The 23,488-nt window shown below is 61.3% G+C and carries 25 protein-coding genes and 3 pseudogenes; 12 read left to right on the top strand and 16 right to left on the bottom strand.

All coding sequences use genetic code 11. The features are described 5' to 3' along the window. The 5 genes from ACXJKO_RS18805 to ACXJKO_RS18785 form a co-directional block, all read right to left on the bottom strand. A partial coding sequence (locus ACXJKO_RS18805; protein ID WP_457092605.1) for an IS630 transposase-related protein occupies nt 1-166 on the bottom strand: 166 nt, incomplete at its 3' end. A gap of 324 nt (nt 167-490) precedes the next feature. Continuing rightward, a complete protein-coding gene (locus ACXJKO_RS18800; RefSeq protein ID WP_457092601.1) occupies nt 491-628 on the bottom strand; it encodes a hypothetical protein in 138 nt (45 codons plus the stop codon). 394 nt (nt 629-1,022) lie between these two features. Then, complete coding sequence (locus tag ACXJKO_RS18795; RefSeq protein ID WP_457092600.1) at nt 1,023-1,331, bottom strand: hypothetical protein; 309 nt, start codon at nt 1,329-1,331, stop codon at nt 1,023-1,025. Nucleotides 1,332-1,495: 164 nt separating this feature from the next. Continuing rightward, the gene (locus ACXJKO_RS18790) at nt 1,496-1,720 is read right to left on the bottom strand and encodes a hypothetical protein (RefSeq protein WP_457092599.1); all 225 of its coding nucleotides are present in this window, start codon (nt 1,718-1,720) and stop codon (nt 1,496-1,498) included. A gap of 959 nt (nt 1,721-2,679) precedes the next feature. Next, nucleotides 2,680-2,916, bottom strand: coding sequence for a patatin-like phospholipase family protein (locus ACXJKO_RS18785; RefSeq protein WP_457092598.1), 237 nt, complete (start codon nt 2,914-2,916; stop codon nt 2,680-2,682). A gap of 1,216 nt (nt 2,917-4,132) precedes the next feature. Between ACXJKO_RS18785 and ACXJKO_RS18780 the strand changes: the two genes are divergently transcribed. After that, nucleotides 4,133-4,378 (top strand): hypothetical protein, encoded by a 246-nt coding sequence (locus ACXJKO_RS18780; protein ID WP_457092597.1) that lies wholly within the window; start codon nt 4,133-4,135, stop codon nt 4,376-4,378. Between the two features lie 137 nt (nt 4,379-4,515). Here ACXJKO_RS18780 and ACXJKO_RS18775 read toward each other — a convergent pair whose 3' ends face one another. The 4 genes from ACXJKO_RS18775 to ACXJKO_RS18760 form a co-directional block, all read right to left on the bottom strand. Beyond that, a complete protein-coding gene (locus tag ACXJKO_RS18775) occupies nt 4,516-4,908 on the bottom strand; it encodes a response regulator (RefSeq protein ID WP_457092596.1) in 393 nt (130 codons plus the stop codon). Between the two features lies 1 nt (nt 4,909). After that, a complete protein-coding gene (locus tag ACXJKO_RS18770; protein WP_457092595.1) occupies nt 4,910-5,308 on the bottom strand; it encodes a response regulator in 399 nt (132 codons plus the stop codon). Then, a complete protein-coding gene (locus ACXJKO_RS18765) occupies nt 5,289-5,486 on the bottom strand; it encodes a hypothetical protein (protein ID WP_457092594.1) in 198 nt (65 codons plus the stop codon). Before ACXJKO_RS18765 ends, ACXJKO_RS18770 begins: the two co-directional genes overlap by 20 nt. A 143-nt stretch (nt 5,487-5,629) precedes the next feature. Continuing rightward, nucleotides 5,630-6,640 (bottom strand): magnesium and cobalt transport protein CorA, encoded by a 1,011-nt coding sequence (locus ACXJKO_RS18760; protein ID WP_457092593.1) that lies wholly within the window; start codon nt 6,638-6,640, stop codon nt 5,630-5,632. Between the two features lie 252 nt (nt 6,641-6,892). On the opposite strand from ACXJKO_RS18760, the gene ACXJKO_RS18755 reads away from it, so the two are divergent. The 5 genes from ACXJKO_RS18755 (at nt 6,893) to ACXJKO_RS18735 (ending at nt 10,369) form a co-directional block, all read left to right on the top strand. Further along, nucleotides 6,893-7,744 carry a KUP/HAK/KT family potassium transporter gene (locus ACXJKO_RS18755; RefSeq protein WP_457092592.1) on the top strand — a complete coding sequence of 284 codons (852 nt, stop codon included), beginning with the start codon at nt 6,893-6,895 and terminating at the stop codon, nt 7,742-7,744. A gap of 43 nt (nt 7,745-7,787) precedes the next feature. Beyond that, a complete protein-coding gene (locus tag ACXJKO_RS18750) occupies nt 7,788-8,708 on the top strand; it encodes a KUP/HAK/KT family potassium transporter (protein ID WP_457092591.1) in 921 nt (306 codons plus the stop codon). A gap of 384 nt (nt 8,709-9,092) precedes the next feature. Then, a complete protein-coding gene (locus tag ACXJKO_RS18745) occupies nt 9,093-9,401 on the top strand; it encodes a hypothetical protein (RefSeq protein ID WP_457092590.1) in 309 nt (102 codons plus the stop codon). Nucleotides 9,402-9,608: 207 nt separating this feature from the next. Then, the gene (locus tag ACXJKO_RS18740) at nt 9,609-10,022 is read left to right on the top strand and encodes a hypothetical protein (RefSeq protein ID WP_457092589.1); all 414 of its coding nucleotides are present in this window, start codon (nt 9,609-9,611) and stop codon (nt 10,020-10,022) included. 92 nt (nt 10,023-10,114) lie between these two features. Further along, a complete protein-coding gene (locus ACXJKO_RS18735) occupies nt 10,115-10,369 on the top strand; it encodes a DUF6894 family protein (protein WP_457092604.1) in 255 nt (84 codons plus the stop codon). 721 nt (nt 10,370-11,090) lie between these two features. Here the strand turns inward: ACXJKO_RS18735 and ACXJKO_RS18730 are convergent. Next, entirely contained in the window at nt 11,091-11,588 is a 498-nt protein-coding gene (locus tag ACXJKO_RS18730; RefSeq protein ID WP_457092603.1) for a MucR family transcriptional regulator, read from the bottom strand. 24 nt (nt 11,589-11,612) lie between these two features. Between ACXJKO_RS18730 and ACXJKO_RS18725 the strand changes: the two are divergent. Beyond that, a pseudogene (locus tag ACXJKO_RS18725) lies at nt 11,613-12,279 on the top strand (integrase core domain-containing protein). Between the two features lie 444 nt (nt 12,280-12,723). Here the strand turns inward: ACXJKO_RS18725 and ACXJKO_RS18720 are convergent. The 6 genes from ACXJKO_RS18720 to ACXJKO_RS18695 all read right to left on the bottom strand — a co-directional run bounded on the left by ACXJKO_RS18720 (nt 12,724) and on the right by ACXJKO_RS18695 (nt 20,586). After that, nucleotides 12,724-13,701, bottom strand: coding sequence for a hypothetical protein (locus ACXJKO_RS18720; RefSeq protein WP_457092588.1), 978 nt, complete (start codon nt 13,699-13,701; stop codon nt 12,724-12,726). Nucleotides 13,702-13,788: 87 nt separating this feature from the next. After that, nucleotides 13,789-14,997: an NAD(P)/FAD-dependent oxidoreductase gene (locus ACXJKO_RS18715; RefSeq protein WP_457092587.1), complete on the bottom strand. Its 1,209-nt coding sequence runs from the start codon at nt 14,995-14,997 to the stop codon at nt 13,789-13,791. A 41-nt stretch (nt 14,998-15,038) separates the two neighbouring features. Further along, entirely contained in the window at nt 15,039-16,118 is a 1,080-nt protein-coding gene (locus ACXJKO_RS18710) for an ABC transporter ATP-binding protein (protein WP_457092586.1), read from the bottom strand. Next, entirely contained in the window at nt 16,099-18,081 is a 1,983-nt protein-coding gene (locus ACXJKO_RS18705) for a dipeptide/oligopeptide/nickel ABC transporter permease/ATP-binding protein (RefSeq protein WP_457092585.1), read from the bottom strand. The genes ACXJKO_RS18710 and ACXJKO_RS18705 overlap by 20 nt, the downstream gene beginning before the upstream one ends. Before the next feature lie 19 nt (nt 18,082-18,100). Continuing rightward, nucleotides 18,101-19,027: an ABC transporter permease gene (locus ACXJKO_RS18700; RefSeq protein ID WP_457092584.1), complete on the bottom strand. Its 927-nt coding sequence runs from the start codon at nt 19,025-19,027 to the stop codon at nt 18,101-18,103. Between the two features lie 26 nt (nt 19,028-19,053). After that, complete coding sequence (locus tag ACXJKO_RS18695) at nt 19,054-20,586, bottom strand: ABC transporter substrate-binding protein (protein ID WP_457092583.1); 1,533 nt, start codon at nt 20,584-20,586, stop codon at nt 19,054-19,056. Between the two features lie 216 nt (nt 20,587-20,802). Here ACXJKO_RS18695 and ACXJKO_RS18690 point away from each other — a divergent pair, with 216 nt between their 5' ends. From ACXJKO_RS18690 to ACXJKO_RS18670, 5 genes and pseudogenes are all read left to right on the top strand, one after another. Then, on the top strand, nt 20,803-21,693 hold the full coding sequence (locus ACXJKO_RS18690) for a LysR substrate-binding domain-containing protein (protein ID WP_457092582.1): 891 nt from the start codon (nt 20,803-20,805) through the stop codon (nt 21,691-21,693). Nucleotides 21,694-21,695: 2 nt separating this feature from the next. After that, nucleotides 21,696-21,827, top strand: a pseudogene (locus ACXJKO_RS18685) (ABC transporter permease); the annotation flags it as partial. A 350-nt stretch (nt 21,828-22,177) separates the two neighbouring features. Then, nucleotides 22,178-22,393, top strand: a pseudogene (locus ACXJKO_RS18680) (DDE-type integrase/transposase/recombinase); the annotation flags it as partial. Between the two features lie 92 nt (nt 22,394-22,485). Then, nucleotides 22,486-23,019, top strand: coding sequence for an IS630 family transposase (locus ACXJKO_RS18675; protein WP_457092581.1), 534 nt, complete (start codon nt 22,486-22,488; stop codon nt 23,017-23,019). Next, nucleotides 22,991-23,488 (top strand): IS630 family transposase (locus tag ACXJKO_RS18670; protein ID WP_457092602.1); only part of this gene is annotated, 498 nt, incomplete at its 3' end. The genes ACXJKO_RS18675 and ACXJKO_RS18670, both read left to right, overlap by 29 nt.

The following is a 23,488-nucleotide window of genomic DNA, read 5'->3' as shown; positions in this document are numbered from 1 at the left end:
GGCCCTGGCGGTCCGGTGCCGGCGAGCCGGTGTCCCGGGTTCGCCGCACCAGCCTGATGGCGAAGCTCTCGCTGACGGCAAAGTGCCCTGCCGCCCGGCAGGAATGGCCCGCCTCGACAAAGTCGGCGACGCGCACCCGAAGATCGAGAGAATAGCAGTGACCCATGATCCACCTCCCGTTCCAGCAAGTGAATCACAGATCGCACCAGGCCAAAACCCAGGAGTCGAATTTCCAGTCCGATGCTTTAGGCTCCAGACTTGCCCCTGCGTTCCGAACCGGACCTTACGCGCCCACCCGTGCCGGGGATGATATCCCCTATCTGCGGATTGGCGGCGATGGTCGCAACCTTCTCAGCAAGCTTACGATCATCTAAGCCTGCGGCTTTGACATCTGCAAGAAAGGTCAGGGTCTGGATGACCGTCTGCATGGCCATAACGGTACTGGCAGCCGGTAGTTTCTTGAGTCCCTAAAAGGGATTGGGTTAGCGCGCTACCGTTGGGCGATTGTCAGGCTAGGGGGCCACACCATCCGGATCAGGGGTTCAGCAATAATTCCGCCAATCATGGCGAGAGACACCACGACAAGGCAAACACGGCCATAGAGCGCAACGCGATCCTTGCGGGTCATTGGGTGCTCTCTCTCAAGCGTCATACCTGACATAGAAGGTAGTTAGCCTGCGGCTGAGTGCGAGGAGCGTTAGACTAACTGCTAGGCCAGCTAGAAGGCTCGGTGGGCTCGTTCCCGGAGCTCGTCCAGCTCGTCTTGCAAGGCATTGATCTGGCCTTCTAACTCCTCGAAGGAAGAGCATTGGGGTGTGACGAGCAAGCGCCCGTCCTCCCGCTGTGAGTATCGGGTAAGGGCAATCGCAACAGAGACCGGAGTGTCTGGAGTTCCCAACCGGATCTCAAGTTCAAAGGCCTTTAGCAGATGCATGTGTGGCCTCCTTCCATACTGATGAGGTTGTAGAGCGCCGCCGTGGTTGAGCGCGTTGTGGAAGCCGAGATGAGGACAGGAATAGCTGTCAGAGACTCCCCAGCATGATGTCCACAGCAGCCCTGACAGCCGGAGCCGCAGCAAAGGCGTGGAACAGGTAAAAGCCGTTAAACCGTACTCCTGTCAGGGCTGCTGTTTTGTGGAAGCCCGGCGGGCGCGCATCTGGAGGGCGGAGGGACTGTTCAAACTCCCACTGCTTGGGATCTATGAATCCAGGCACTGGGCGGTCCTCCGGCACGGCACAGACGATTTCAGGGAGATCCTTGTTCCTGAACAGGTTGTAGGCGTAATCGTCCGTATCCTGGCGGGAGGGATCGGGCTGATGAACGGATTTCATACGGTCTCCTCCCAAAGCTGGCACCGTCCCGTTGTTGATTTAAGGCGCACCAACGGAATTGTACTGCACTTGGATGCGGCTTCGTATCCTACCGAAGAGGTAGCCCGACCATCCTGGAGCTTTGGCCTCACCGTAATCCCTGACTGTGGTGGTCGATGTCGGCCTTAGGTGACCTGAAACGCTCGGCGAGCTCTTTCTCGAACTTCGTCCAGTTCGTGCTGGAGGGCGTTAATCTGGCCTTCGATCTCCTTATAGGACGAGCATTCCGGCGTGATGAACAGCCAGCCATCCTCGCCTTTGGTGTAGCGCAAGAATGCCGCATGGATGGATACCGGCTTGTCTGTGGCTCCTAGCTCAATACCGAGTTCAAAGGCGCCGAAGAGGCGCACGGGCAGATTTCCTTGATTGTGATGTGTCAGGCTGAAACTACAGCCAAGACCTTGCCCATAGTGATTTCAGGCTCTCCGTCGATGACATCCACCAAGCTTGCTCGGATCGAGGCTAGGGCCTGCTCGCTCGCTGCAAGGGCGGTCTCTTGGCTATCGAAGATACTCACAGAGCCGCCGAGCCCGTCGCCTGCATCGAACACATAGTAGCCCTGGAACCCCGGAGTTTACTTGAGAAGTTGGCCGATGCCGCTTTCAGCCCGGCGGGTGCCTCAGCCACGGAGCTGATGTGGTTGAACTTACGGATGACCACGTACATGGCCGTCTCCATCTGCTCTAAGCGGATCCATTCAAATCTTAGATCGGCATGCTCGAAGATCCAGAGCAGATGAGCGGAGCCGCAACCCCTAACCAAGGTCTTGTCGTGCGCCGATAGAGCCCGAGCCCCTTGGACGAAGCACGACAGTAGGACAATATCTGATAACGCCATAGGTAACTAAAGAGCTAATTCGCTTCTTCGATACATTAGTAACATGCTACCAAGTCAGCTGACCGAGAGGTGGCGCCGACGAGTGCGGATAAACCGCCTTCCCTGCCTAGAGGGGAGTGTTCAGTCCCATTTGATCCCTCCATTAGGTGGGGCTCAGTGGCTCGACCCGACCTTGGTTCCCGACATGCCGGTGCCAGCGCGCCGCTTACTGCCAGTCCAGGCTGAGCCACCGCTCCGCGGCCCTAAGGCCTGCATCCCGGAGCCCCAGCAGGAAGCTCCAGTCCCGGTTGAGCAGGCTAGCCTTGCCCAAGGTCGGATACTCTGCTTCTGCCGCGATGTGATGCAGCCGCAGCTTTTGAAGCTTGCGGGCCTAGCGGGAGCCCTGATCGGGAGGACAGGCAAGCTGCTTCATGGCAGCCAACGCTTCCATATCCCGAGCCAGAGAGCTCGCAAAGGTGATCTGCTCGATACGCTATCGGATCTCCGACGCAGAGGTTGGCATCCCGGCTCCAACTGATGGCATGATCTGCACGACCAGTGTATCCGAAGCGCGCGAGGCGGAGACGAGCGGGAGCACGGGAGGATTGGCTGAGTAGCCGCCGTCCCAGTACGTCTCGCCATCAACGGACACCGCATGGTGCAGAACCGGCAGGCAGGTCGAGGCGAGGATCACGTCAAGTCTGACCGCCTTCTCCCGGAAGATTCGCAAGCGGCCATCCCGCACCCACGTCGTTGCGATCAGCAGCTTAAGCTTTGAATGCTACCGCAGGGTCTGGAAGTCGACCTCCTTGGCGAGGAGTATTTTCAGCGGATGCAGGTTGAACGGGTTGAATCGGTACGGCGAGAGATGGCGGACGGCGACCTCGACGGCGAGACCGGCGTGGGCTCTAGGCGCCGCCTCACTGGCGCGCTTCCAAAAGTGTTCCAGAGACTCCTTCGCCGCCTCGGGACCGCCCCCGCGCCAATCCGGACGCGAGCAGGACGCTGTTCACGGCACCTGCGCCGGCACCGCCCACGGCATCAAATGTGTTAGTATCGTCCTCCAGCAGGCGGTCGTGCACCTCCAAGTGAAGGCTCCAAAGGATCTACCCCTTGCAGGACCAGGGAGACACGCCTTCTCTTCGCAACAACCTGCGCCGGGATGGCTGGCAGACGGGAGAAGGATCCTCGTGGTGGAAAGGGAAGACGGCAAATTATCGTCTGGGGCAAACATCATTGGTCCTCATTGTGCAACGCACCATAACGGTGCCGGTCTCAATGAAGGCGCACCCCGGTTGCTGCGGAAACTTGGGCAGACCGGGGTTGTCCTTGCGGAAGACCTTGTCCTGAATCATTCAGAATGAGCACTCTGTAGGCATTTCGCCTTGTTCCATGCTGGACTAGGCCGTTTCAGCACGCTCGGAGGATCTCGGCCTCAATCCGTCCTTATAGAACCGGCTTCCGAAGCGCCACGAGATCAGGATGCTGTGCCCTGACCTTCCCCAGGAGTTCGTTACCACTGTATACGATGGTGGGGCTCGGCGGGCGTGGAGCGCCTCCAAAACCGGCGTGACGTCGCCATCGGCGAGGTGGAGATCCAACACCGCCACTTCGAAGGTGAGTATCCCGATCAGCTGGCGCGCCTCATTGACGGTTCGGCCATGCCCACAACCTCGTCTCCGGCATTCTCACCATGTTCGACTACGTCGCGGCGACAAAGGCTTCATCCTCGACAATCAGGACTCGGATGCCGCTGAGCATGATGGAGCCCCTTGCGGTGGTTCCCGAGTCAACCACAAGGGCGATACGAGGTTGCACGTCTCAGCATCGCCGGAACCCTTTCCCATGTGAGCGCTTCAAACAATATGGCAAGCGGTAATGGCAAGGCTGTCCTGCGACGGGCATTCAGGCAGCTGGAACACGAAGTGCCCGGCAAGGTGGCGCGTGTGCTTCGAAGACTTCGGCATCCGGACGCCTGCTGGATCCGCATCCCGGCCGGGATGCTCCTCGTGCTGGGCGGCATCTTCTCGATCCTGCCCTTCCTGGGTATCTGGATGCTTCCCCTTGGGCTCCTGCTGATCGCTTATGATGTGGCGTTCCTGCGGGAGCCTGTCGGCCGGTTTACGCTCTGGGGGATCAAGAAATGGAGGTCCCTTCGGCAGCGGTTTCTTCCGCGGCGGTCGGAAGGCTGAACCTTCTTGGCGAGATCAGGTACCCTGCTCAGGACAGGAAAGCCAGGGGTGGCCCGCTCCGCGTGGAGCGAGCTTCATAACTTGATCTTGGCCTGGCTCTCGGGCCCAAGCGCCCGACAAACATGGGCCCGGCCTGTTCAAGGCCGCAACGCTTGCATCAGGTCATGGATGTGCCGGACGAGCGTGGCGGCACCGTAAGGCTTGGGCATGAACTGCCCATAGTCCGGGATCTCGTCCGGATGCGGCCGGGCATACCCGGAGGAGATCAGCAGCAGCACGTGCGGCCAGCGCCGATGGACCTGCTCTGCCAAGGCCATGCCGTCCATCGAGCCCGGCATGTCCACGTCCGTGAACAGCACCTGCACCTCGTCGGAGCGTGCCTCCAGCACCTTGAGGGCGATCTCGGCATTCGCCGCCTCCAGCACCTGGAAGCCCGCCTCCTCCAATTCATCGGCGGCGGTCATCCGTACCAGCAGCTCGTCCTCCACCAGCAGGACGACAGGTGGATCGCCGATTGCATCCTGTCCCATGTCACGTCACCGGCGGCTGCGGGTCATGGATGGCCTTCTCGGCCTGAACCAGCACATCGAGGCCGCGCCAAGGCTTGGGCATGAAGGTCACGCACTCCGGCAGATCGTCCGATTGGGCACCGGGATCGCCCGACGTGAGCACGACCCTGACCGTCGGCCAGAGCTTGCAGGCGGCCTTGGCGAGCTGAACCCCGTCCATCTCTCCAGGCAGGCGCACATCCGCGAACATCATCGCCACCTCACCCCCGCGCTCCTGAAGACAGTCCAGGGCTGCTTCCGCGCTCTCGACCTCCACCACGTCGAGGGGCGTCTCCTCCAGCAGGCCGGCGGCAAGCGCCCGGATGTCGGGATCGTCCTCGATGATCAGCGCGACGTGCGCCTCAGGGTGGCCGGAAGTCATGGTCAGCCTCCCTGATTTCCATCTGGCGCAGGATGGCGACGAGTAGATCCGGGATCGGCGCTTCGAGCACATCCCGGTAGGTCTCAGCGAAGACGCGTGCAATCATGAAGGTGGCGACATCCGGATGGAGGTCGTTGACATGAGGCAGGTGCACATCGCCTGGGGCATCGTAGAGCATCGACACTCTCCTTGGATACTGGTCTCATGTCTCACCGCAGCGGCTCGGACCACCTTGGGCTAACTTACGTTAAGGAGGTGAACCGCCGGCCTGGCAATGGGTTTCAGCGTGGCAGCACAATCATTTTCAGCGGCGATGTCAGGCTAGATCCAGCGCATCTGGCGGAAGCGCCAGTACAGCCAGCCACACACGAGTGCGATCACCACGAGCACGAACGGATAGCCGTACTTCCAATGCAGTTCGGGCTCAACGTCGAAGTTCATGCCATAGATACCCGCCACCGCCGTCGGTATCGCCAGGATCGCCGCCCAGGCTGCCAGCCGGCGAGAAATCTCGGTCTGCTGCGCCTGACACGTCATCAGGCTGGTCTCGAACGCGAACGAGAGCACCTCGCGCAAGGACTCGATCTCCTCCTGCACCTGACGGATGTGATCGGACACATCGCGGAACAGCGGGTACATCGCGGCATCGATCCCGGGCAGCCCGGGCTTTTCCAGGCGCCGGCACACCTCCACCAGCGGAATCGCGGCATTGCGCAGGCGCAACAGGTCCCGCCGGAGCTGATAGATCCGCCCGATCTGGTCCTGGGACGGCTGTGCGCCGAGAACACTGTCCTCGATCTCCTCCACCTCTGCTTGGACGGTCTCAAGCACCGGCATGTAGTTGTCGACGATGAAGTCGAGGATGGCGTAGAGGATGAAATCCTCGCCCTCCGAGAATGCCGCCGGCACCGCCTCGCAGCGCTCCCGCACTGGCGTGTACGAGGTCGAAGCACCGTGGCGGACCGAGACCACGTAGCCGCGCCCGACGAACAGGTGGGTCTCGCCGAAGGCAATCCGCCCGCCCACCATCTGAGCGGTGCGGGCGACGACGAACAGCGCCTCGCCATATTGCTCAAGCTTAGGCCGTTGGTGGGCCTTCAGGGCATCCTCGATGGCCAGCTCGTGCAGGCCGAACTGCGCTCGGACCTGCTTCAGAAGATCCAGGCTGGGCTCATGCAGGCCAATCCAGACCACGTGCCCCGGCTTGTGGGACCAGTCGCCGGCCTCCTCGATGGCAATGTCGGCGACGCGCCGGCCTTCTGCGTAGGCGACTGAGGCCACCACGCCAGGAATACCTTGGGGCTGGACCGAAACGAGCTTACGCTTTGCCATGATGAAACAACGCCCAGCCTTGGCATCCAGTGCCACCGCTGGGAGAACCGCGGCCATGTCCCGCCAAAGGTGAAATCCTACACCGCACGGTCATGTTGGGGCTAAGGGGAGGCCACTCCCCAGATCGCAAACGAGAGGGAGGCAGTCCATGGCCGCAATAGGCGTCAGCGGGAGCGCAGCCGCAGGTTCACCGGACTACGGGCACGCAGTACCGACCTCCTGCTAGGCCCTGACGCTTGGCACATCCGGGGGGTGTACGGCGACATCGGCACCAGCCCACTCTACGCCCTCAAGGAGAGCCTTGCCGCCGCGACGGGACATGCCGGCCCGGACGCTCTCACCCGCGAGATGGCGCTCGGCGTGGTCTCCCTGATCCTGTGGACGCTGATCATCATCGTCACTCTCAAGTACGTGGTCATCGTGCTGCGGGCCGACAACAACGGCGAGGGCGGCATTCTTTCGCTGGTGACCTTGGCCCAGCGCGCCCTCGGCCACAGCACCGGGGCCACCATTATCCTCGGTATGGTTGGCGCGTCGCTGTTCTACGGCGACACCATCATCACGCCCGCCATTTCCGTCCTCTCCGCCGTTGAGGGTCTCAAGCTGGTGACGCCTGCCTTCGACCCTTACGTGGTGCCGCTCAGCCTCGTGATCCTGGTCACCCTCTTCGCTATTCAACGGTTGGGCACCGAGAGCGTGGCCTCGTTCTTCGGACCGATCACCGCTTTCTGGTTCCTGGTCATGGCCGTGGGCGGCCTGATGCACATCCGGGATGACCTCAGCATCCTCGCTGCCATTAACCCACCCCACGGTCTCAGCTTTCTCCTTAACCACGGCACCGCCGGGCTGCTCGCGTTGGGCGCCGTGTTCCTGTCGGTGACCGGCGCCGAGGCGCTCTATACCGACATGGGCCACTTCGGCCGTGCGCCGATCCGCACCGCTTGTCTCGGCCTCGTCCTGCCGGCGCTGGCCCTCAACTATCTCGGGCAAGGCGCCATGCTGCTGGCGCATCCTGAGGGGCTGGAGAACCCGTTCTTCCTGCTCCACCCGTCCTGGGCCCTGCTGCCGATGGTGATCCTCGCCACAGTCGCCAGCAGGTGGTGATTACGGGGCCTTTTCAATCTCCGAGCAGGCGACGCATCTGGGCGTGCTGCCCCGCTTCCGGGTGATGCGCACGTCGGAGACCGAGAAGGGGCAGATCTACGTTCCCACCATTAACTGGCTCCTGCTCGTGGCGGTAATCCTGATCGTCGTCCTGTTCGAGTCATCGAGCGCCTTGGCGGCAGCCTATGGCCTGGCCGTGACCGGCGACATGGTCATCACCTCAAGCCTGCTGTTCATCGTAGCGTGGAAGTTCTGGCGCTGGTCGCCGGCCGTGGCCGCGCTGGTGATCGTGCCGTTCCTTGTCATCGAGCTCGTGTTCCTGGGCGCCAACGCCCTCAAGATCCCGCACGGCGGCTGGTTTCCGCTGCTGGTCGGCACGGGGCTGTTCATCCTGATGCGGACCTGGCGCAAGGGCACGCGCCTGCTGGCCGAGATCTCGCACCGTGGCCGCTCGCCTCTGTCCGAGTTCATGCGCATGGCCGAGAGCAGCTCGGTGCCGCAGGTGTCGGGCACGGCTATCTTCCCGACCGGCAACGCCCAGGACGTGCCGGCGGCCCTGTTGCACAACATGAAGCACAATAAGGTGCTGCATGAGCACAACATCATCCTGACCGTAGTCACCGAGGAGATCCCGCGTCGTCCAGACGAGGGCCGTGTCACCGTGGAGAAACTCTCGGACCGCTTCTCGCGGGTGACGGTGCGGTTTGGCTTCATGGAGAGCCCAATCTCCCGAAGGCACTCCGGGCGGCTGGGTTCAATCTCGACAATGCATCGTTCTTCCTGTCGCGGCGGGCCTTGCAAGCCTCAGCGCAGGCGGGACTGCCGCTCCGGCAGGATTACATCTTCATCCCGCTGGCCCRTTCGGCCAGCGACATCACGGACCAGTTCTGCATCCCGGAGGACCGCGCGGTCGAGGTGGGTTCACGGATCACGATCTGAGCGGGTGCACGGGCGTAGCGAATAAGGGTGCCTATCAGAGCAGGCAATCCAGTCTCAGCGAGACCTAAGCCGGCTGTAAGAGACGGATCACAAGTAGATCAGCCTGGGCATGAGCCACACGCCGGAGCAGAGGATCGAGAACTCAGCCGCCCGAAGGCCAATCCTGTGCCGATTTTGTTGAAAAAACTCCGCAAGTGTCGTTTTCCGCGTGACCGACATACAGGATACTGGGCCTGATCTGGCACACTGACCCTAGTAATAGATAGACGCAGGAGTGTCCGGGAGTTTTTCAACAAAAACTGCCAGAACATGAGATCCCAGTCGTGCAGATACGCTACGTCATCTTTGTCATGTGTGATGCCGCACTGGCAGACCTGCCCCGCTGCCGAATCGCTTCACCATTGAGGCCATGAGCGATGAGGAACGCCAAGAGTCCAACGCCAATCGGGTGGAAGATTACTTTACCGCGTTCAATAAGCACGACGTCACCCTGCTTCAGCGAAAGCAAGCCGACCTGATGGAGCATGTCATCGACCCTCTGGCCGACATCATGAGGAAGGCAGCCCCAAGCACTTTGGCAGGTGTTGCCGCCCTGGCCTGCTTCATGCGCGTGCACGACCTGCGGGCAAATCTGTGGGGGTGCACGTCAATGACCTCGACATGGCCGAGGCCTCCTTGCGGGCCTTCATGGAGCGCCTTACTACCCTCTCCTGAATGAGGCTAGCGAGGCAGTAGACCCCACTCGGTGGCTGAAGCCGAGCGGGGTTTTGTTTTTGCCTCGATGCGTTTGCTCAATATCGCAAGTGGCACTTCTATGCCGAGAATTTCATTCAACAGGCAAAAGAGTAGGAAAATTGTATGCCCCGATTCCTTTTGCATTGCAGTGCGGGACATCGACCCTACCCCTTTATGGGGAGGGTTGATCATGACTGACGATGAAGTTGAGGCTGTGGCGGTGGAGCTGGCCAAGGCTGGGGGGATCTCCTGGCATCCGGGGAAGGAGCGCGGCCCGCTCAAAGTGGTCATGGATCGCTACCGCGACCGGGCTCGCTTGGCCCTTGCGGCCTTTGAACGTGTACGAGCAGCCAAGCAGGTCACCTCTCCCGATCCCGTCGAGGGTGAGGAACGTAGATCTAATCCCAAAGCCACTCTTGAGCTTATCACGGGTGATGCTGTCTCTGCTGGGAGCTTGGTCCTGTACCGGCCTCCGGGAGACAAGAGGATGTATCCGTGTCGCATTAAGAAGGTCGATGGGGGGCGTGCCTATCTCGAACCTGAAATCCCGTCCTGCACCGGCTGGGTGGACCTTGAAAACCTCTCCTCTCCAGCAATTCAGTAGGGCACCTCAATCGTGACCGTAGTGACAGATGGCAAGGAGGAGTCTGCTGAAGGTTCATCTGAATTTGATGCCTTGGGCAGTCCTTCAAACGCATCCGCGTCCAGCGTCTCGGCGCCAGCGCGCTACTACTTCAATCTCACCAATGGCGATGTCATGATCCGCGACGGGAGGGTGTCGAGGCTTCCAGTATTCAGGCGGCTGTTATCTCCGCTATGGAGGCTGTCGAAGAGCTTCGCGCCCAAGATTCATCCGATCCGGATGAGCGGCGAGGATGGTGGCTGGAGATTGTCGATGCCTCGGGTGAGGCGGTGCAGACCATCCCGCTTGATGCTCTCTCGCATCATTAGTGGCATCCGACGAGTACCGTCAAAGACGAAGCCTCGTTCGGTGGGTCAGGCTGACTGGGATTTCCTTGTGCCGTTCCTAGCGAGTGGACCATCAGCGAAGTGATTGAGTCTGACAGTGGCTCCAAGCACTGAGCGCGTGGACTTTCACCAGTACCGGAACGGCACCTCGGCTGCTGCGTTCTCCAGCCTATCCTGGAAAAGGATGGGAGTGGGGGCGCTGCCTTCCTGTCACCCTCAGACAGGCTGCGGGTGCTAAGGGCCCGACACCGGTCGCGCCTTTTCTTTCCCGCCACGCTGCAACTGTTAGCCAACTACGACCTTAGCTCTGGGAGGGCCATTCGAGATAAGCTTTGCCGATCATGGGGGCAGCTAATCGAAAGACGGAGGATACATGTGCCACTATCGTAGATCGTATGGATCCGAGGAAGGAATAAAGACTGAGGTTGAGCGCCAGAGGGAGGTTGAGGCCAAGCGCACGGAGGCTGTCGATAAGTTGAGGCACGAGGCTGACGCAGCGGCTCAGAAAGCAGCATCCACACCAGCAAAAGAGCCTGTTCCAGCAAAATAGCGCATCGGCTCTTGTGCCAGAAAGCCCGGCATTTCGAAGGTCACCGTGCAGGGCGTGGAAGAGCGTCAAAGGAAACCCGGTGCCGCCAAGCACCGGGTTTGACATTTATCTGAACGGCTATGGCCGATTCCCACAGTGATTGGACGAATTAGCTTACCTTTTCGTACGTCTGCCCTTGGCCGGTGCCGTCATTTCGTCCGGTGGCGCAGCCGTCTTAGCGGCGGCCCGCTTAGGCTTGGCAGGAGCAGCATCATTTGCAGCAGCCTCCACGGGAGCCTTGCTCTTTTTGCGCTGCTGGCCCAAGCCCATAGTCTTAGCAAGCTCAGAACGGGCCTTAACATAGTTCGGAGCGACCATCGGGTAATCTACTGGTAGGTTCCACTTGGCGCGGTACTGCTCGGATGTCATGTCGTAGGCGGTCCGCAGATGGCGCTTGAGCGACTTGAACGTCTTCCCATCCTCTAGACAGATGATCGCATTAGGCGTCAGGGATTTCTTGACCGGAACCGCGGGCGTCAACTCGACCTGTGGCTCCTGGGCCTGCCCTTGAGCAGTCCTCGCCAGAGCGGAATAGACGGAGTGGAGCAATAATGGCAAGTCTGCGGCTGGTGATCTGACTGGGTGGAATTGGACCAGGTTGATTGAGAGAATTGACCTGGAACCAAGGAGCTCAAGATGCCGAAGAAGAGGTTCAGTTCAGAGCAGATCATCGCCAAGCTGCGCCAGATTGAGGTGCAGCTCGCGCACGGCAAGAGCATCGCACTCACCTGCAAGGATGCCGCCATCTCCGAACAGAGCTCCTTTCGCGGGCGCAAGGAGTACGGAGGCTTGCAGATCGAGCAGGCCCGGCGCCTGAAGGATCTGGAGCGGGAGAACGCCCGCTTGCGCCGCCTTGTCGCTGATCTTTCCCTAGAGAAGCAAATCCTCAAGGATGTCGCCTCGGGAAACTTGTAGGCCCCGAGCGGCGCCGGCAGGCCGTGATCCGCATCCGGGAGAAGTACGGCCTCTCGGAGCGCCACGCCTGCCGCATCGTCAGCCAGCCCCGAGGGACGCAACGCTATGTGCCCACCCTCCGGGCTGACGAGGATGCGCTCACCCAAGCCATCATCGCGCTTGCCTCGGAGAGAACGGGTACTGTGAGAGCTTCAACGGCAAGCTCAGGGACGAGTGCCTGAAGCTGGAGATCTTCTCCAGCCTGAAAGAGGCTCACGTCGTCATCGGCGCCTGGCGGGATCACTATAACCGCGTGCGGCCTCACTCATCCTTGGGCTACCGGCCGCCCGCACCCATGACGATGGAGGTAGTCGTACAGCAACGACCCATACCCGCAATCATGCAGTAGGCTCTCAATGCGCCTGGTCCAAAACCCCGGTCAAGTCAGACGCACAGCAGGATGATCTCGACAGGAAAGCGGCGCTGCTTGAACAGGGACAACAGAACGGCTCCTTAGATAGCCGCCCCCGTTACACCGCCAAGGTTAATGCAACGGAGCCCTCCAGAGCGACCCGAAGGCATAAATCGAACTGCGTTACCGATAGGTTTGCGACACATCCTGTCTAACACCAACGCCGCTGATCATCGAAAGGCTCGGGCCCAGGCCTTCACGACCTGGGCCGATGTCACCAGCGTTGCGGCGGCTTGCTGATCCGATGGTCCAGAGTGGGCGGGCCTCATCTCAGCTTTTTAAGTTGACGATGCCCCTTGCGGGCTCCCCAAGAGCGCAGCAGCCTGTGCAGTTTTTGCACAAGCGCCTTCAGAGGACCGGCCGGAACTTCTGCGGAGAGGACTATTGCTTCCTAGCCGTGCCCGTATTGCCGATCAATTCACCTCTGCGGACGAATGCATGTGCTCTCTGGCGCAGGATGTATCCTGTCCTTGGTGCAACGATCTCGATCGGTTCGCTCTCTGCACCGGAGGCCGGATGCAGCAATGCAACGACCTGCCCTTCTTGGACGGCTGCGCCCAGTTCGACCTGATGTTCCACGATGCCGTTAGCAGGAGCAGCGTACTGGTCGGCTTCGGTGACGTCGACGCGGATGACGTCCGCGGAGGCTTCCTCCTTCGGACCGTTGAGGACGCCGTAGTTTCTGAGGCCGCGGACGATGCCCGCATACATGATGTCCACGTCGCTCCCAGTGATGGCGCCGCCCGAGCCGCCTTCGATTTCAACCGAGGCGACGCCGGCCGTGGGCGATGAGCCTGCCGATGTCGAGGCGATGCCATCCACATACTGGATGAAGCGGTAGCCCCAGCCTTCCATGACCTTCTCCAAGTCACCGTTGCTCACCTGACAGCCGGGTGCCGAAAAGCCGAWGATCATCGGTACGACCCTATAGTCGCCGCCACCCGAATGGACATCTACGAGCAGGTCGAAGGAAGGAAAGACCTCGCTGTACAAGAAAGCCGCAAGTCTCTCGGTGGGGGTTCCATCCGGCTTGCCCGGGAAGACACGGTTCATGTTGTGTCCGTCCAGAGGCGATAGTCTGCTGCCCTTCTGCGACGCAGGAAAGTTTAATGTCGGGATGATCACGAGCCGACCGTTAACATCGGAGGGTGAGAGTTCGTCGATGAGTCGTCGCAGCACGATCTGGGGCTCGTACTCGTCGCCGTGGATGCCCCCGCAGAGGATCACGCTAGGTCCCGGACCGTTGATGATGCTGACGAGCACGTCTTCGGCAAGCCCGTCACTCGTCTCCAGGATGGTCCGCAGATCGAAGACGGTCTTTCCTCTGGCGTCGAGATCGAGTTGTCTGTTCATATTCATTTTACCGTTCAATTGAGAGGGCAAGCAGGTACTGCTCGTCAAGAAGAGTTGCCCGGACCACATCGGCGTAGTCCAGGCGAGCGGGCTTCACGCGGAAAGCGCCATAGGTCCGGTTTCGGCGGACCTCGCCGCCGAAGGCAGGGTGAACCGGGCCGGTGAAAACGGCTCGAGCTCGAGTGGCTTTCGGTCAGTCTCGATCCAGTCCGCGAAGAGCTTGGTGAATCCGAGTGATATGGCAAAGCCATGGCCGGACCATGCATAACCAAAGTAGATGTTCCCGGCCGCCTCAGGTTGTCCGATCACCGGAATGGCGTCGAGAGCGACGGTCTCGACTCGGGTCGCATCGACCTTCAGGAACTCCGAGCGGTCGAGGAAGGGCAGGGTCGAGATCGCATCCGTCAGATTGATAGCCGTCGAGCTGAGCGAGCCCTGCGACACCCTGCCGTTCTCATGCGTGACGCTGACCCCGCCCGACAGCATCATCGTGCCGTCCGGCAGCTGCTTGATCGCGAGTCGGCGATGCGCATGGGACAGCAGATAACTGACCTTCTTATTCTCGGGGTTCGATACGTACATCATCTGCGGCATCAAGTTCCAGACATGCGGCAGCTCGTGATGGTTGAGAATCGGCGCCAGCAGCTTCGGCACGCCGGCGTTGCACAACAGAAACAGCTTGCTGCCAACGGTGATCATTTCTCCGTTCTCGAGCCGGACGGCCTTCGCGACCGGACCCTGCTTGATGATCTCGACCACCCTTGCATTTTGCCGAATCGTGGCGCCGGCGCGTTCGGCCGCTGCGCCGAACTGGCGGGTTGCGAAAGTGTGATCTCCGACCCCGTCATTGGGGCTGTAGAGGCCGCCAATGATGCTGCGCGTCATTTCAGGTTCCTTTTCGAGAACCTCATCCCGCGACAGAACGCTGGTCGGGCTTCCCAATTGCGACTGGATGGCCGCCTGAGCTTCCATGCGGCCACGGATCTCGTGCTCGCGGTGCCCATAGGGCACATCGTAGACCTGAAGCCCGCCGACGCGGCGGTAGCCGACGCCACCCTCTATCTCGGCCTGGAACTTCTGCCAGCGCTCCAAAGACAACGAGATGACGGGCAATTCCCTGATGTCGCGACCGTTGGCGCGCACGCCACGCTCTCCGGGGCCACCCGACGCGCCAGAGCCGATCTCGTCGGCTTCCAGCAGGGTGACGCCGTAGCCGCGGCTGGCCAGTTCGTAGGCGAGGCTCGTGCCGTAAATTCCTCCGCCGACAATCACGATATCGGCTGACGTTTCTCCACTCGTCATAATGTTCTCCTTTTGAATAGCATCGGGGATGGGTTCGCGTTTCAGGAGCAGAAATCGCCCGCGAAATGGCAGGTCACGAGCGTACCCCCGTCCGGGATAACCTGCTCGAGCGGCATGTCCGTCACGCACCGAGAGGGAAGGCGTCCGTAGGCTGTCTCAACGGAATCAACACCTGCCGAGTCGCCAATCCGGCGGGCGAGCGGACAGCGGGTGTGGAAGGAGCAGCCCGTCGGGATCGAGGAGGGGCTCGGCACCATACCTTCGAGAACGACCACGTCCCGGGTCTTCTCGATCCGCGGATCCGTCGTTGCGACCACCGAGAGCAGACTCTGGGTGTAAGGGTGACGCGGCCGCGACGAAACGGCCGCCGCCGATCCAATCTCAACGAATCGACCCAGATACATCACGGCGACCGCGTCCGCCATATGCCCGACAAGCGCGAGGTCATGGGTGATCACCACATAGGTCAGGCCGAGCTGCTCTTGGAGGTCCATGAGCAGGTTGATGATCTGCGCCTGAACCGACACGTCGAGCGCGCTTACGGGCTCGTCCAGCACGAGGATCTCTGGCTCGCAAATGATCGCACGAGCGATTGCCGCCCTTTGCCTCTGCCCACCGGACAGTTCATTGGGATAGCGCTCGAGATGGTCGAGGCTGAGACCGACCTGACAGATCACGGTCTCCATCCGGCTTTGGCGCTCGCTTCGGTTGGTGCCGATGTCATGAACCTGGAGCGCCTCTTCGAGCACCGCGCGGATGCGCATCCGGGGATCCAGAGAGGCGAGCGGGTCCTGCAGGACCAGTTGCACCCTCTTGCGCAAGGTGCGCAGGCCAGCCTGGCTGCAGGCACAGAGGGATTGTCCGTCGATCGTCACGTCCCCAGCCGTCGCACGGAGCAGTCCGACAATGAGTCGGGCGAGCGTGCTCTTCCCGCAGCCGGATTCCCCGACCACGGCGAAGCAGCTGCCACGCGGGACGCGAAAGCTGACACCATCCACGGCCCGGATTGGCTTGCCGGCGTTGCGGGAGAACAGGCCCCTTGTAACAGGAAAGTGCTTGCACATGTCCTGCGCGACGATGACCTCGTCAGGGAGCTCGGACCTAGCGGGCTTCGGGTGCATCGGCTAACTCCTCTGCGAAATGGCAGGCGACTTCCCTCCGCAGGACGACGCGACGCGCAGGTTTCTGACTGCGGCAGAGATTGTGGTCACGCGAGAGTTGGCAGCGCGGCTCGAACGGGCATCCTGCGGGGGCCCGTCCTACGGAAGGCGGCTCTCCCGAGATCGCCTGCAGGCGTTCGCGCGCGCCCTGCCCGGCGCCCCCCGGCGAAGACCGCTTCAAGGCAAGGGTGTAGGGATGCGTCGGCGACGTCAGGACCTCGTCGACCGTGCCGAACTCGACCAGTTCTCCCGCATACATCACCCCGACGTCGTCCGCGTAGCGGGCGACCAGCCCGAGGTCGTGCGTCACGAGTAGCATCGTCATGCCACGCCTGTGCTGCAGCTCGCGCAGAAGGACAAGGATTTGCTGCTGGACGGTGACGTCAAGGGCGCTGGTTGGCTCGTCGGCCAGCAGCACGTCGGGATCCTGGGCAAGCGCCATGGCGATGACCATGCGCTGCTTCATGCCGCCGGAGAACTGATGCGGATACATGTCGAGGCGGCGCTCGGGATCGGAGATCTTGACATCCTGGAGCAGGGTGATGGCACGGGAACGTGCCTCGGCAGAGGACAGCGAGGTGCCGTGCCGGATCGCCTCCTCGAGCTGCTGGCCGATCGTCAGGACTGGGTTCAGCGCGCTCGCCGCATCCTGAAAGACCACCCCGATCTTCTTGCGGCGCAGCTCCTGCAGCTCTTTCGAGGAGAGGCCACGAAGCTCGACCCCGGAGATGGAGGCGCTGCCGGCGGTGATGCCGGCCTGGCGCGGCAGGAGCGTTGCCACGGCCCGCAGAAACGTGCTCTTGCCGGATCCGGACTCGCCCACGATGGCGAGGGTGCGTCCCTTCTCGACGGCAAGACTGATGCCCCGGACAGCCTCGATCGGGTTCGTCGACGGGAAGAAGGCGACGCGAAGGTCCTTCGTTTCGATGGGCTTGTGGCCCTGGGCAGCACCGGTCCGGTCCTGAACCGCGTCGCGGCGGGCTGGCCTCGCGTTGCCGATCAGGTCGGAGAAGATCGAGCCGATCTTCGACCTGCTGGGACTCGCCGTAGGGTCGTAGACGGCGCGCAGAGCCTCCCCGAGAAGGTTGAAGCCGAGCGCCGAGAGGGCGAGACAGAGACCGGGGAACGTGGCGAGATGCGGATGCGAGCGCAGGTAGGATCGGCTCTCGCCCAGCATGGTCCCCCATTCCGGTTCCGGCGGCTGCGTTCCCAGCCCGAGAAACGAGAGCCCGGATGCCGCCAGGAGGGTCGTGGCGAACAGGAGGCTCGCAAGGGTCAGGAGGATGCCCGCGATGTTGGGCAGCACATGCCGGGCCATGACCCGCAAGGGCGAGCACCCGAGAGAGATGCTGCCCTCGACATAGGGCTCGGCCAGTGTGCTCTGCGTGACGGCCCGGGACGTGCGGGCGAAAACCGGGACCGAGACGATGCCGACGGCCAGAATGACGTTCTGCGTGTTGGGGCCCAGAATGGCCACGATGGCCAGCGCCAGTATGATGTCGGGGAAGCTGAGCATGATGTCGATGCCGCGCATCAGCAGGAAATCGAGTCGGCCGCCGCGATAGGCGGCGATCATGCCGAGCGGCACGCCGACCAGGAACGCGAAGAGGACACCTCCGATGCCGATGCCGAGAGAGGTCCTGGCCCCTGTGAGCACGCGGCTGAACACGTCCCGCCCCAGCTGGTCGGTGCCGAACCAATGCACCGCCGACGGGCCCTTCAGCGTCTGAGCAAAGTTCTGGGCATAGGGATCAAGCGGCGCCATCCAGGGGCCGGCAACCGCTAGAATCGCGCACATTCCGACGATCACCAGACCGACAAGGCCCTTGGGCTGCCTGACGAGTGCGGCAAGCGGGCCCAGGCCGCGTCTGCGCTTGGCTTTAGATTGAGAGGGGCTCATGACGGCAGGCCCAGGTTCAGCCATGGATGACATCGTCGCTCCCCTAAGCTGCGCCGGCACTTTGTCGGGTGCGCGGATCAAGCCATTGTGTGGCGATGTCGGTCAGGAGATTGATCAATACGAAGAAGAACGCGAACATCAGGATCGCATACTGGATGACGGGGTAGTCGGCGCGCGTAACCGCGTCGACGAGCATACGGCCGACACCCGGAATGCCGAACACGGTTTCGGTGATGACGGAGCCGCCGAGCATGGCGCCGAACTGGACACCCGCCACCGAAACCGATGCGACAAGAGAATTCCTCAAGGCATGGCGGACCAGCACCTGAACCTCACTCAATCCTTTTGACCGGGCGGTATCGAGATAATCCTTGCTGACGACTTCGAGCAAACTGGCTGTCACAAGGCGACTGAACATGGCGGCAGGGCGCGTCGCCACGACCATGATCGGAAGAATGAAGTGCGCCCAGGTCTGGGCGCCGGCCGCCGGCAGCCAGCCGAGATAGACAGCGAATAGCCAGATGCACAGCAAACCGAGCCAGTAGATCGGCATGGATATCCCGGCGAGGGTGATCGCGGTGATCAGCGTATCCGTCCAAGTGCCTTGGTTGAGCGCGGAGGCGATTCCGGCCAGGGTTCCGAGCAGGACGCCGACGATGAGGCCGCCGATGGCGATGATCAGCGTATTAGGAAGCCGTTCGCCGATCTCGACCGAGATGGGGCGCCCGGTTCGCAGAGACACGGCAACCTCGGGGTTGACGATGCCTTCCAGGAACTGGGCGTAACGGGTAGGAGCCGGCAGGTTCAGCCCCATGCGTTCGCGGATGACCTCCACCTCTTCAGGCGTGGCCATGGGACCCGCCTGAATGCGCGCAGGATCGCCCGGGATCAGATCGACGAACCAGAACACCAAGAGCGAGACGATCACAAGTGTTGGAACAGCCGCTATCAAACGCTTGAAGATGAACATGGATCCGGCTCCCACCTTGAGGGGCGTTACTGCAGCGAGACCTTGTCGAACTGCATCGTCTCGTTGGGCTGAACCTGAAACCCCTTCACTCGGTCGGAAACCCCAATCGCCTGGGTCTGGTACCAGAGGAACACGAAGGGACGATCCCCCCAGATCTGCTTCTGGATCTCGGCATAGATCTCCTTCTGCTGCCTCAAGTCGGTGGCTGCACGGCCTTCAGTCAGCAGCTTGTCCACCTTCGGGCTCGAGTACCCGGTCGTATTGGCGCCAACGCCTGTCCGGAACAGGCGGTACAAGGTATAGTCCATCCCGGCGGTCGCGCGGCCGACCATGCCCATATTGTCTTCGCGCTTGTCCGGCTTGCGGCTGATGATCTCGCTCCAGGTTCCGCGGTCGACGACCTTAGCCTGGGCGTTGACGCCGATCGCCTGGAACGAACCCTGTAGGGCTTGGCAGACCATAGCATCCTTGATGTAGCGACCATTGGGGCAGACCATGGTGATGCTGAGCTGACCGGGGCCGTATCCTGCTTCCTGCAGGAGGGCTTTGGCCCGCTGGGGATCATAGGGAATCGGATCGAACGTGGTGCGGAGTTCGTTCTGGGTGCCAGGCCCTGGCATTGTGACGGAAGGGGTGCCGAGGCCGCCGAGGATCCCTTCCACCATGCCTTTCCGGTCCACGGCCAGGTTGAGCGCCTCGCGGACCTTCGGGTTCTCCATCGGGCCGCGGAGCACAATCTCCATGTTGATTGAGAACATGCTCGGGGGCTTCATGACGGACGCTTTGTCGAGCGCATCGATCGCGGCGACCGATTCTGGCGGCACACGCTCGACGATGTCGACCTCTCCCGTTTCGATGAGCGCCATGCGCGATCCGTCCTCGGGAACGACGACGAACTCGATGGCCTGCAGCTTAGCCGGGAACTTGCCTTGATAGCCCGGGTTGGGAACAAGGCGATAGCGTTCCCCGCCAACGAAGCTCTCCACCATGTAGGGTCCGCTGCCAACAGGCTTGCGGCTGTGTGCGGGTCCCATTTTCTCGATCGCTGGAACGTCGACGATCGTGGCCGCTGTCGATGCCAGCAAGAGCAGGATATGGCCATTGGGCTCCGCCATGTGGAACTGGACGGTTTCGTCGTCCACGGCCGTTACACGCTGGATCGAGGAATACAGGCCGCGGTAGATCGAGGCGACCTTTGGATCCAGCAGCCGGGTAAACGAAGCAGCGACCGCTTGCGCGTTCAGCGGATCCCCGTTGCTGAATTTCCGGCCTTTCTCGATCTTGACGGTGAAGACCTTGCCGTCATCCGAATAGCTGTAATCCGTCGCAAGCTCCTTGATCACGTTGTTTTCAGCGTCGAGGCGGAAGAGCCCCTCAAGAACATGTAGATCAACGGTGTTGCCAGTCGGAAGATCATTGAAGTGCGGGTCGAATGTTTCCGGATCGGCGCCGACGGCAATCTTCAAGACACCAGATGGCGCAGCTTGAACGATAGCGGCGGTTGACACAAACAACGTCAGGCTTGCTGCCAAGGTATTAAGCAGAATTGATCTGCGCATCATGCTCTCCCTTATTTTCGACTACAGTCGGGACTAAGAGCAGAGATGATGAATTATCTCTGCTTTAACAGCTCTGGAAGCCCGCTATTATATAAAGTTGAGCGCGCGGGTCTGTTTTTGACAGGAATCAGCTTACGTGGCATTCCTTCTGCGTCAAATTCATAAAGTTGCGACCCTCATAACCGGAGGTTATTCGTGCGCTTGACCTACCGCCAAGTGGAGTTCTTCAAGGCGATCATGGAGCGCGGAACGATCACTGAAGCCGCCAAGGCGCTGCGGGTATCCCAGCCTGCGGTCAGCAAGGCTCTGAGGACTCTCGAAGGTGAAATGGGCCTGAAGCTGTTCGAACGAACCCAGAGCGGCCTGATGCCGACCTTCGAGGCGCGCACCTTCTACAAGGAGGTCGTGCGCAGCTTCATAGGACTGGAGATCCTTTCCGGAATCGGGCGCGAACTGCACGAACTGAAGCATGGCCGCCTCGTGGTCGGTGTCATTCCTGCCCTGGCCACGGGGTGGATGCCCAAGGTCGTTGCAAGCTTCCTTCAGCAGTTCCCGAACGCCAACCTTACTCTCGAGACGATCTCATCACCGGACATTGCCCAGATGGTCGGGCAGGGCCGCCTCGACATAGGCGTCGCACAGGCAACAACGAACGACGTGTCGATTAGGCGCACGGACCTGTTCAGCGTCGACACCGTCTGCGTCATGCCCAGGGATCACCCGCTTGCCCGAAAGGATTATGTCACTCCGCAGGATTTGACCGATGTGTATCTAATTAGTCTTTCCCGTCCTGATATCATCCGCAAACAGGTCGAAGCCCTGCTGGCCGAGAACGGCATACACCTGGCGACGCGGCTGGAGGTGACGGTCGGCAGTGCCTTATGCAAACTGGTCAGCGAGGGTATCGGGATCGGACTGGTTGATCTCGAGACAGCAATGAATTTCACCTCAGGCATGATTGAGATGAAGCGGTTTGAACCTCGGATCAAGATGCCAATCTCCATGCTGCAGTCGCTGCGACGTCCGGAATCGGAGCTGGAGCGGCGATTTACGATCTTTCTTAAGGAGAGTGCACCGCTGAGTATCCGTCGACCGAGAAACTGTTGATGCTGATGCAGGCGTCAAGACTTCTCGCGACCAACGTGGTCGTGGTTTGTATGCTGACCATGGCAGCCCTTTATGGGCTCTTCGACACGGCTTTCGTGGCCCTGAAAGGATGGCTTCGGCGATGGCACGCGTGATCGAAATCTGGGACCTCTCGCTTGCCTTCGAGAGAGATGGCCAGAAGTCAATCGTGTTGGACCGCCTCTCGTTGGATGTGCACCGCGGTGAGTTCCTGGCGATCGTAGATCCCTCCAGTATCGGCAGGCCTACCCTGCTCCGCGTGCTGACAGGACTTGCGCGTCCCAATGCTGCATCGAACCTGAGGACACCAATCGTGATGGTTCTGTCGCAAACTCGAAGTATAGGCACTTTTCAGCGCCATTTTCGGTCATGGTGGCGGCGCTAAGCCGTTGATTCCACAGCAGCTGCTCGGCGCGCGTTCACCAGAATAGGCAAGTAAAAACTGAATTTGCGACAGAACCCCACAAAGTGGCACGTCGACGAGACATACATCAAGGTGAGAGGTCAATGGATGTACCTTTACCGGGCTATCGACAGCAACGGCGATACGGTTGAGTTCTGGTTCAGTGAGCGGCGAAACTTGTCTGCTGCCAAACGGTTCCTGCGCAAGGCCCTGAAGCGGCATGGCCGGCCCGAGAGGATCGTCATTGACGGCAGCCAGACCAATCGGGAAGCCATCCTGTATACCCATCCAGAGAATTGCKGACTCGCATTTGCGATGACGAGCGTGGGGTGATTCACTGATCAYCGGGGACGCTGTTGATGGAGGTCAGCATGGCCGGGCTCCCGATCCGTCAGGACGACTCGCCATCAGATCTGCGCTCGCGAGCCGCTCGCGAGAAGGATTGTCGGGCCGCCCTGCGGCTCCTGGCGATCGCCAACGCCCTGGACGGCATGACCCGGGCCGAGGCTGCCCGGCTGGTCGGCATGGAACGGCAGGCCCTGCACGATGCCATCCAGCGCTTCAATGTCGAAGGACCTGACGGTCTGCATGACCGGCCCCGATCCGGTCGCCCGGAACAACTCAGCCCTGGTCAGCAGGCGGCGCTCAAGGCYCACATCCTGCGCGGGCCGAAGCCGAAGCGCGATGGRGTCAGCGCCTGGCGCCTGGTCGACCTGTGCGAGCATGTTGAGCGAACTTATGGCGTGAGCTACAGCGAATGGGGGCTCTCGTGCCTGCTCAAGCGGCTGAACTTGTCGCGTCAAAAGACCCGACCCTCGCACCCGAAGGGCGACCCAGCSGTGCAGGCGGCGTTCAAAAAAGGAACTCCCGTCAAAGCTGCAAGCTCTCGCGGCGGAGCACCCTGAGGCGCGTCTTCAGCTCTGGTGTCAGGACGAGGCGCGCTTTGGCCAGAAGGGCCGCACGACACGCGTCTGGGATGAGCGCGGCGTGCGTCCGCCTGGGCTCGTCGATCAGCGCTATGAGAGCTTGTATCTGTTCGCCGCCTGCCGGCCCGGCACGGACGAGACCTTCGCGCTGGCCCTGCCGCGCGTGAACGTGGACGCGATGACGATCTGTCTGGAGCACTTCTCGCGTCAGCTCGAGCCGGGCGTACACGCGGTGCTCGTGCTGGATCAGGCCGGCTGGCACGACGCGCGGGCCTTGCACGTGCCGGACACCATCACCCTTTTGCCGCTGCCGTCGGCGTCACCCCAACTGAACCCGGTGGAGCGGGTCTGGCTGTACCTGCGTGAGCGCTATCTCTCGCATCGCGTGCTTGATGACTATGACGCGGTGTTGGAGGCCGTCTGCCACGCCTGGAACCGTCTCCTCGAC

Source organism: Microvirga sp. P5_D2 (genome assembly GCF_054049475.1).
This window is presented reverse-complemented; position numbering and strand designations above follow the sequence as displayed.

Coding starts and splice junctions, on each gene's coding strand:
- ACXJKO_RS18770 (WP_457092595.1), bottom strand. CDS start 5,308: ATGACTTCCGGCCACCCTGAGGCGCACGTCGCGCTGATCATCGAGGAC.
- ACXJKO_RS18765 (WP_457092594.1), bottom strand. CDS start 5,486: ATGCTCTACGATGCCCCAGGCGATGTGCACCTGCCTCATGTCAACGAC.
- ACXJKO_RS18710 (WP_457092586.1), bottom strand. CDS start 16,118: ATGCACCCGAAGCCCGCTAGGTCCGAGCTCCCTGACGAGGTCATCGTC.
- ACXJKO_RS18760 (WP_457092593.1), bottom strand. CDS start 6,640: ATGGCAAAGCGTAAGCTCGTTTCGGTCCAGCCCCAAGGTATTCCTGGC.
- ACXJKO_RS18715 (WP_457092587.1), bottom strand. CDS start 14,997: ATGACGAGTGGAGAAACGTCAGCCGATATCGTGATTGTCGGCGGAGGA.
- ACXJKO_RS18705 (WP_457092585.1), bottom strand. CDS start 18,081: ATGGCTGAACCTGGGCCTGCCGTCATGAGCCCCTCTCAATCTAAAGCC.
- ACXJKO_RS18695 (WP_457092583.1), bottom strand. CDS start 20,586: ATGCGCAGATCAATTCTGCTTAATACCTTGGCAGCAAGCCTGACGTTG.
- ACXJKO_RS18700 (WP_457092584.1), bottom strand. CDS start 19,027: ATGTTCATCTTCAAGCGTTTGATAGCGGCTGTTCCAACACTTGTGATC.
- ACXJKO_RS18775 (WP_457092596.1), bottom strand. CDS start 4,908: ATGGGACAGGATGCAATCGGCGATCCACCTGTCGTCCTGCTGGTGGAG.
- ACXJKO_RS18800 (WP_457092601.1), bottom strand. CDS start 628: ATGACCCGCAAGGATCGCGTTGCGCTCTATGGCCGTGTTTGCCTTGTC.
- ACXJKO_RS18795 (WP_457092600.1), bottom strand. CDS start 1,331: ATGAAATCCGTTCATCAGCCCGATCCCTCCCGCCAGGATACGGACGAT.
- ACXJKO_RS18745 (WP_457092590.1), top strand. CDS start 9,093: ATGAGCGATGAGGAACGCCAAGAGTCCAACGCCAATCGGGTGGAAGAT.
- ACXJKO_RS18740 (WP_457092589.1), top strand. CDS start 9,609: ATGACTGACGATGAAGTTGAGGCTGTGGCGGTGGAGCTGGCCAAGGCT.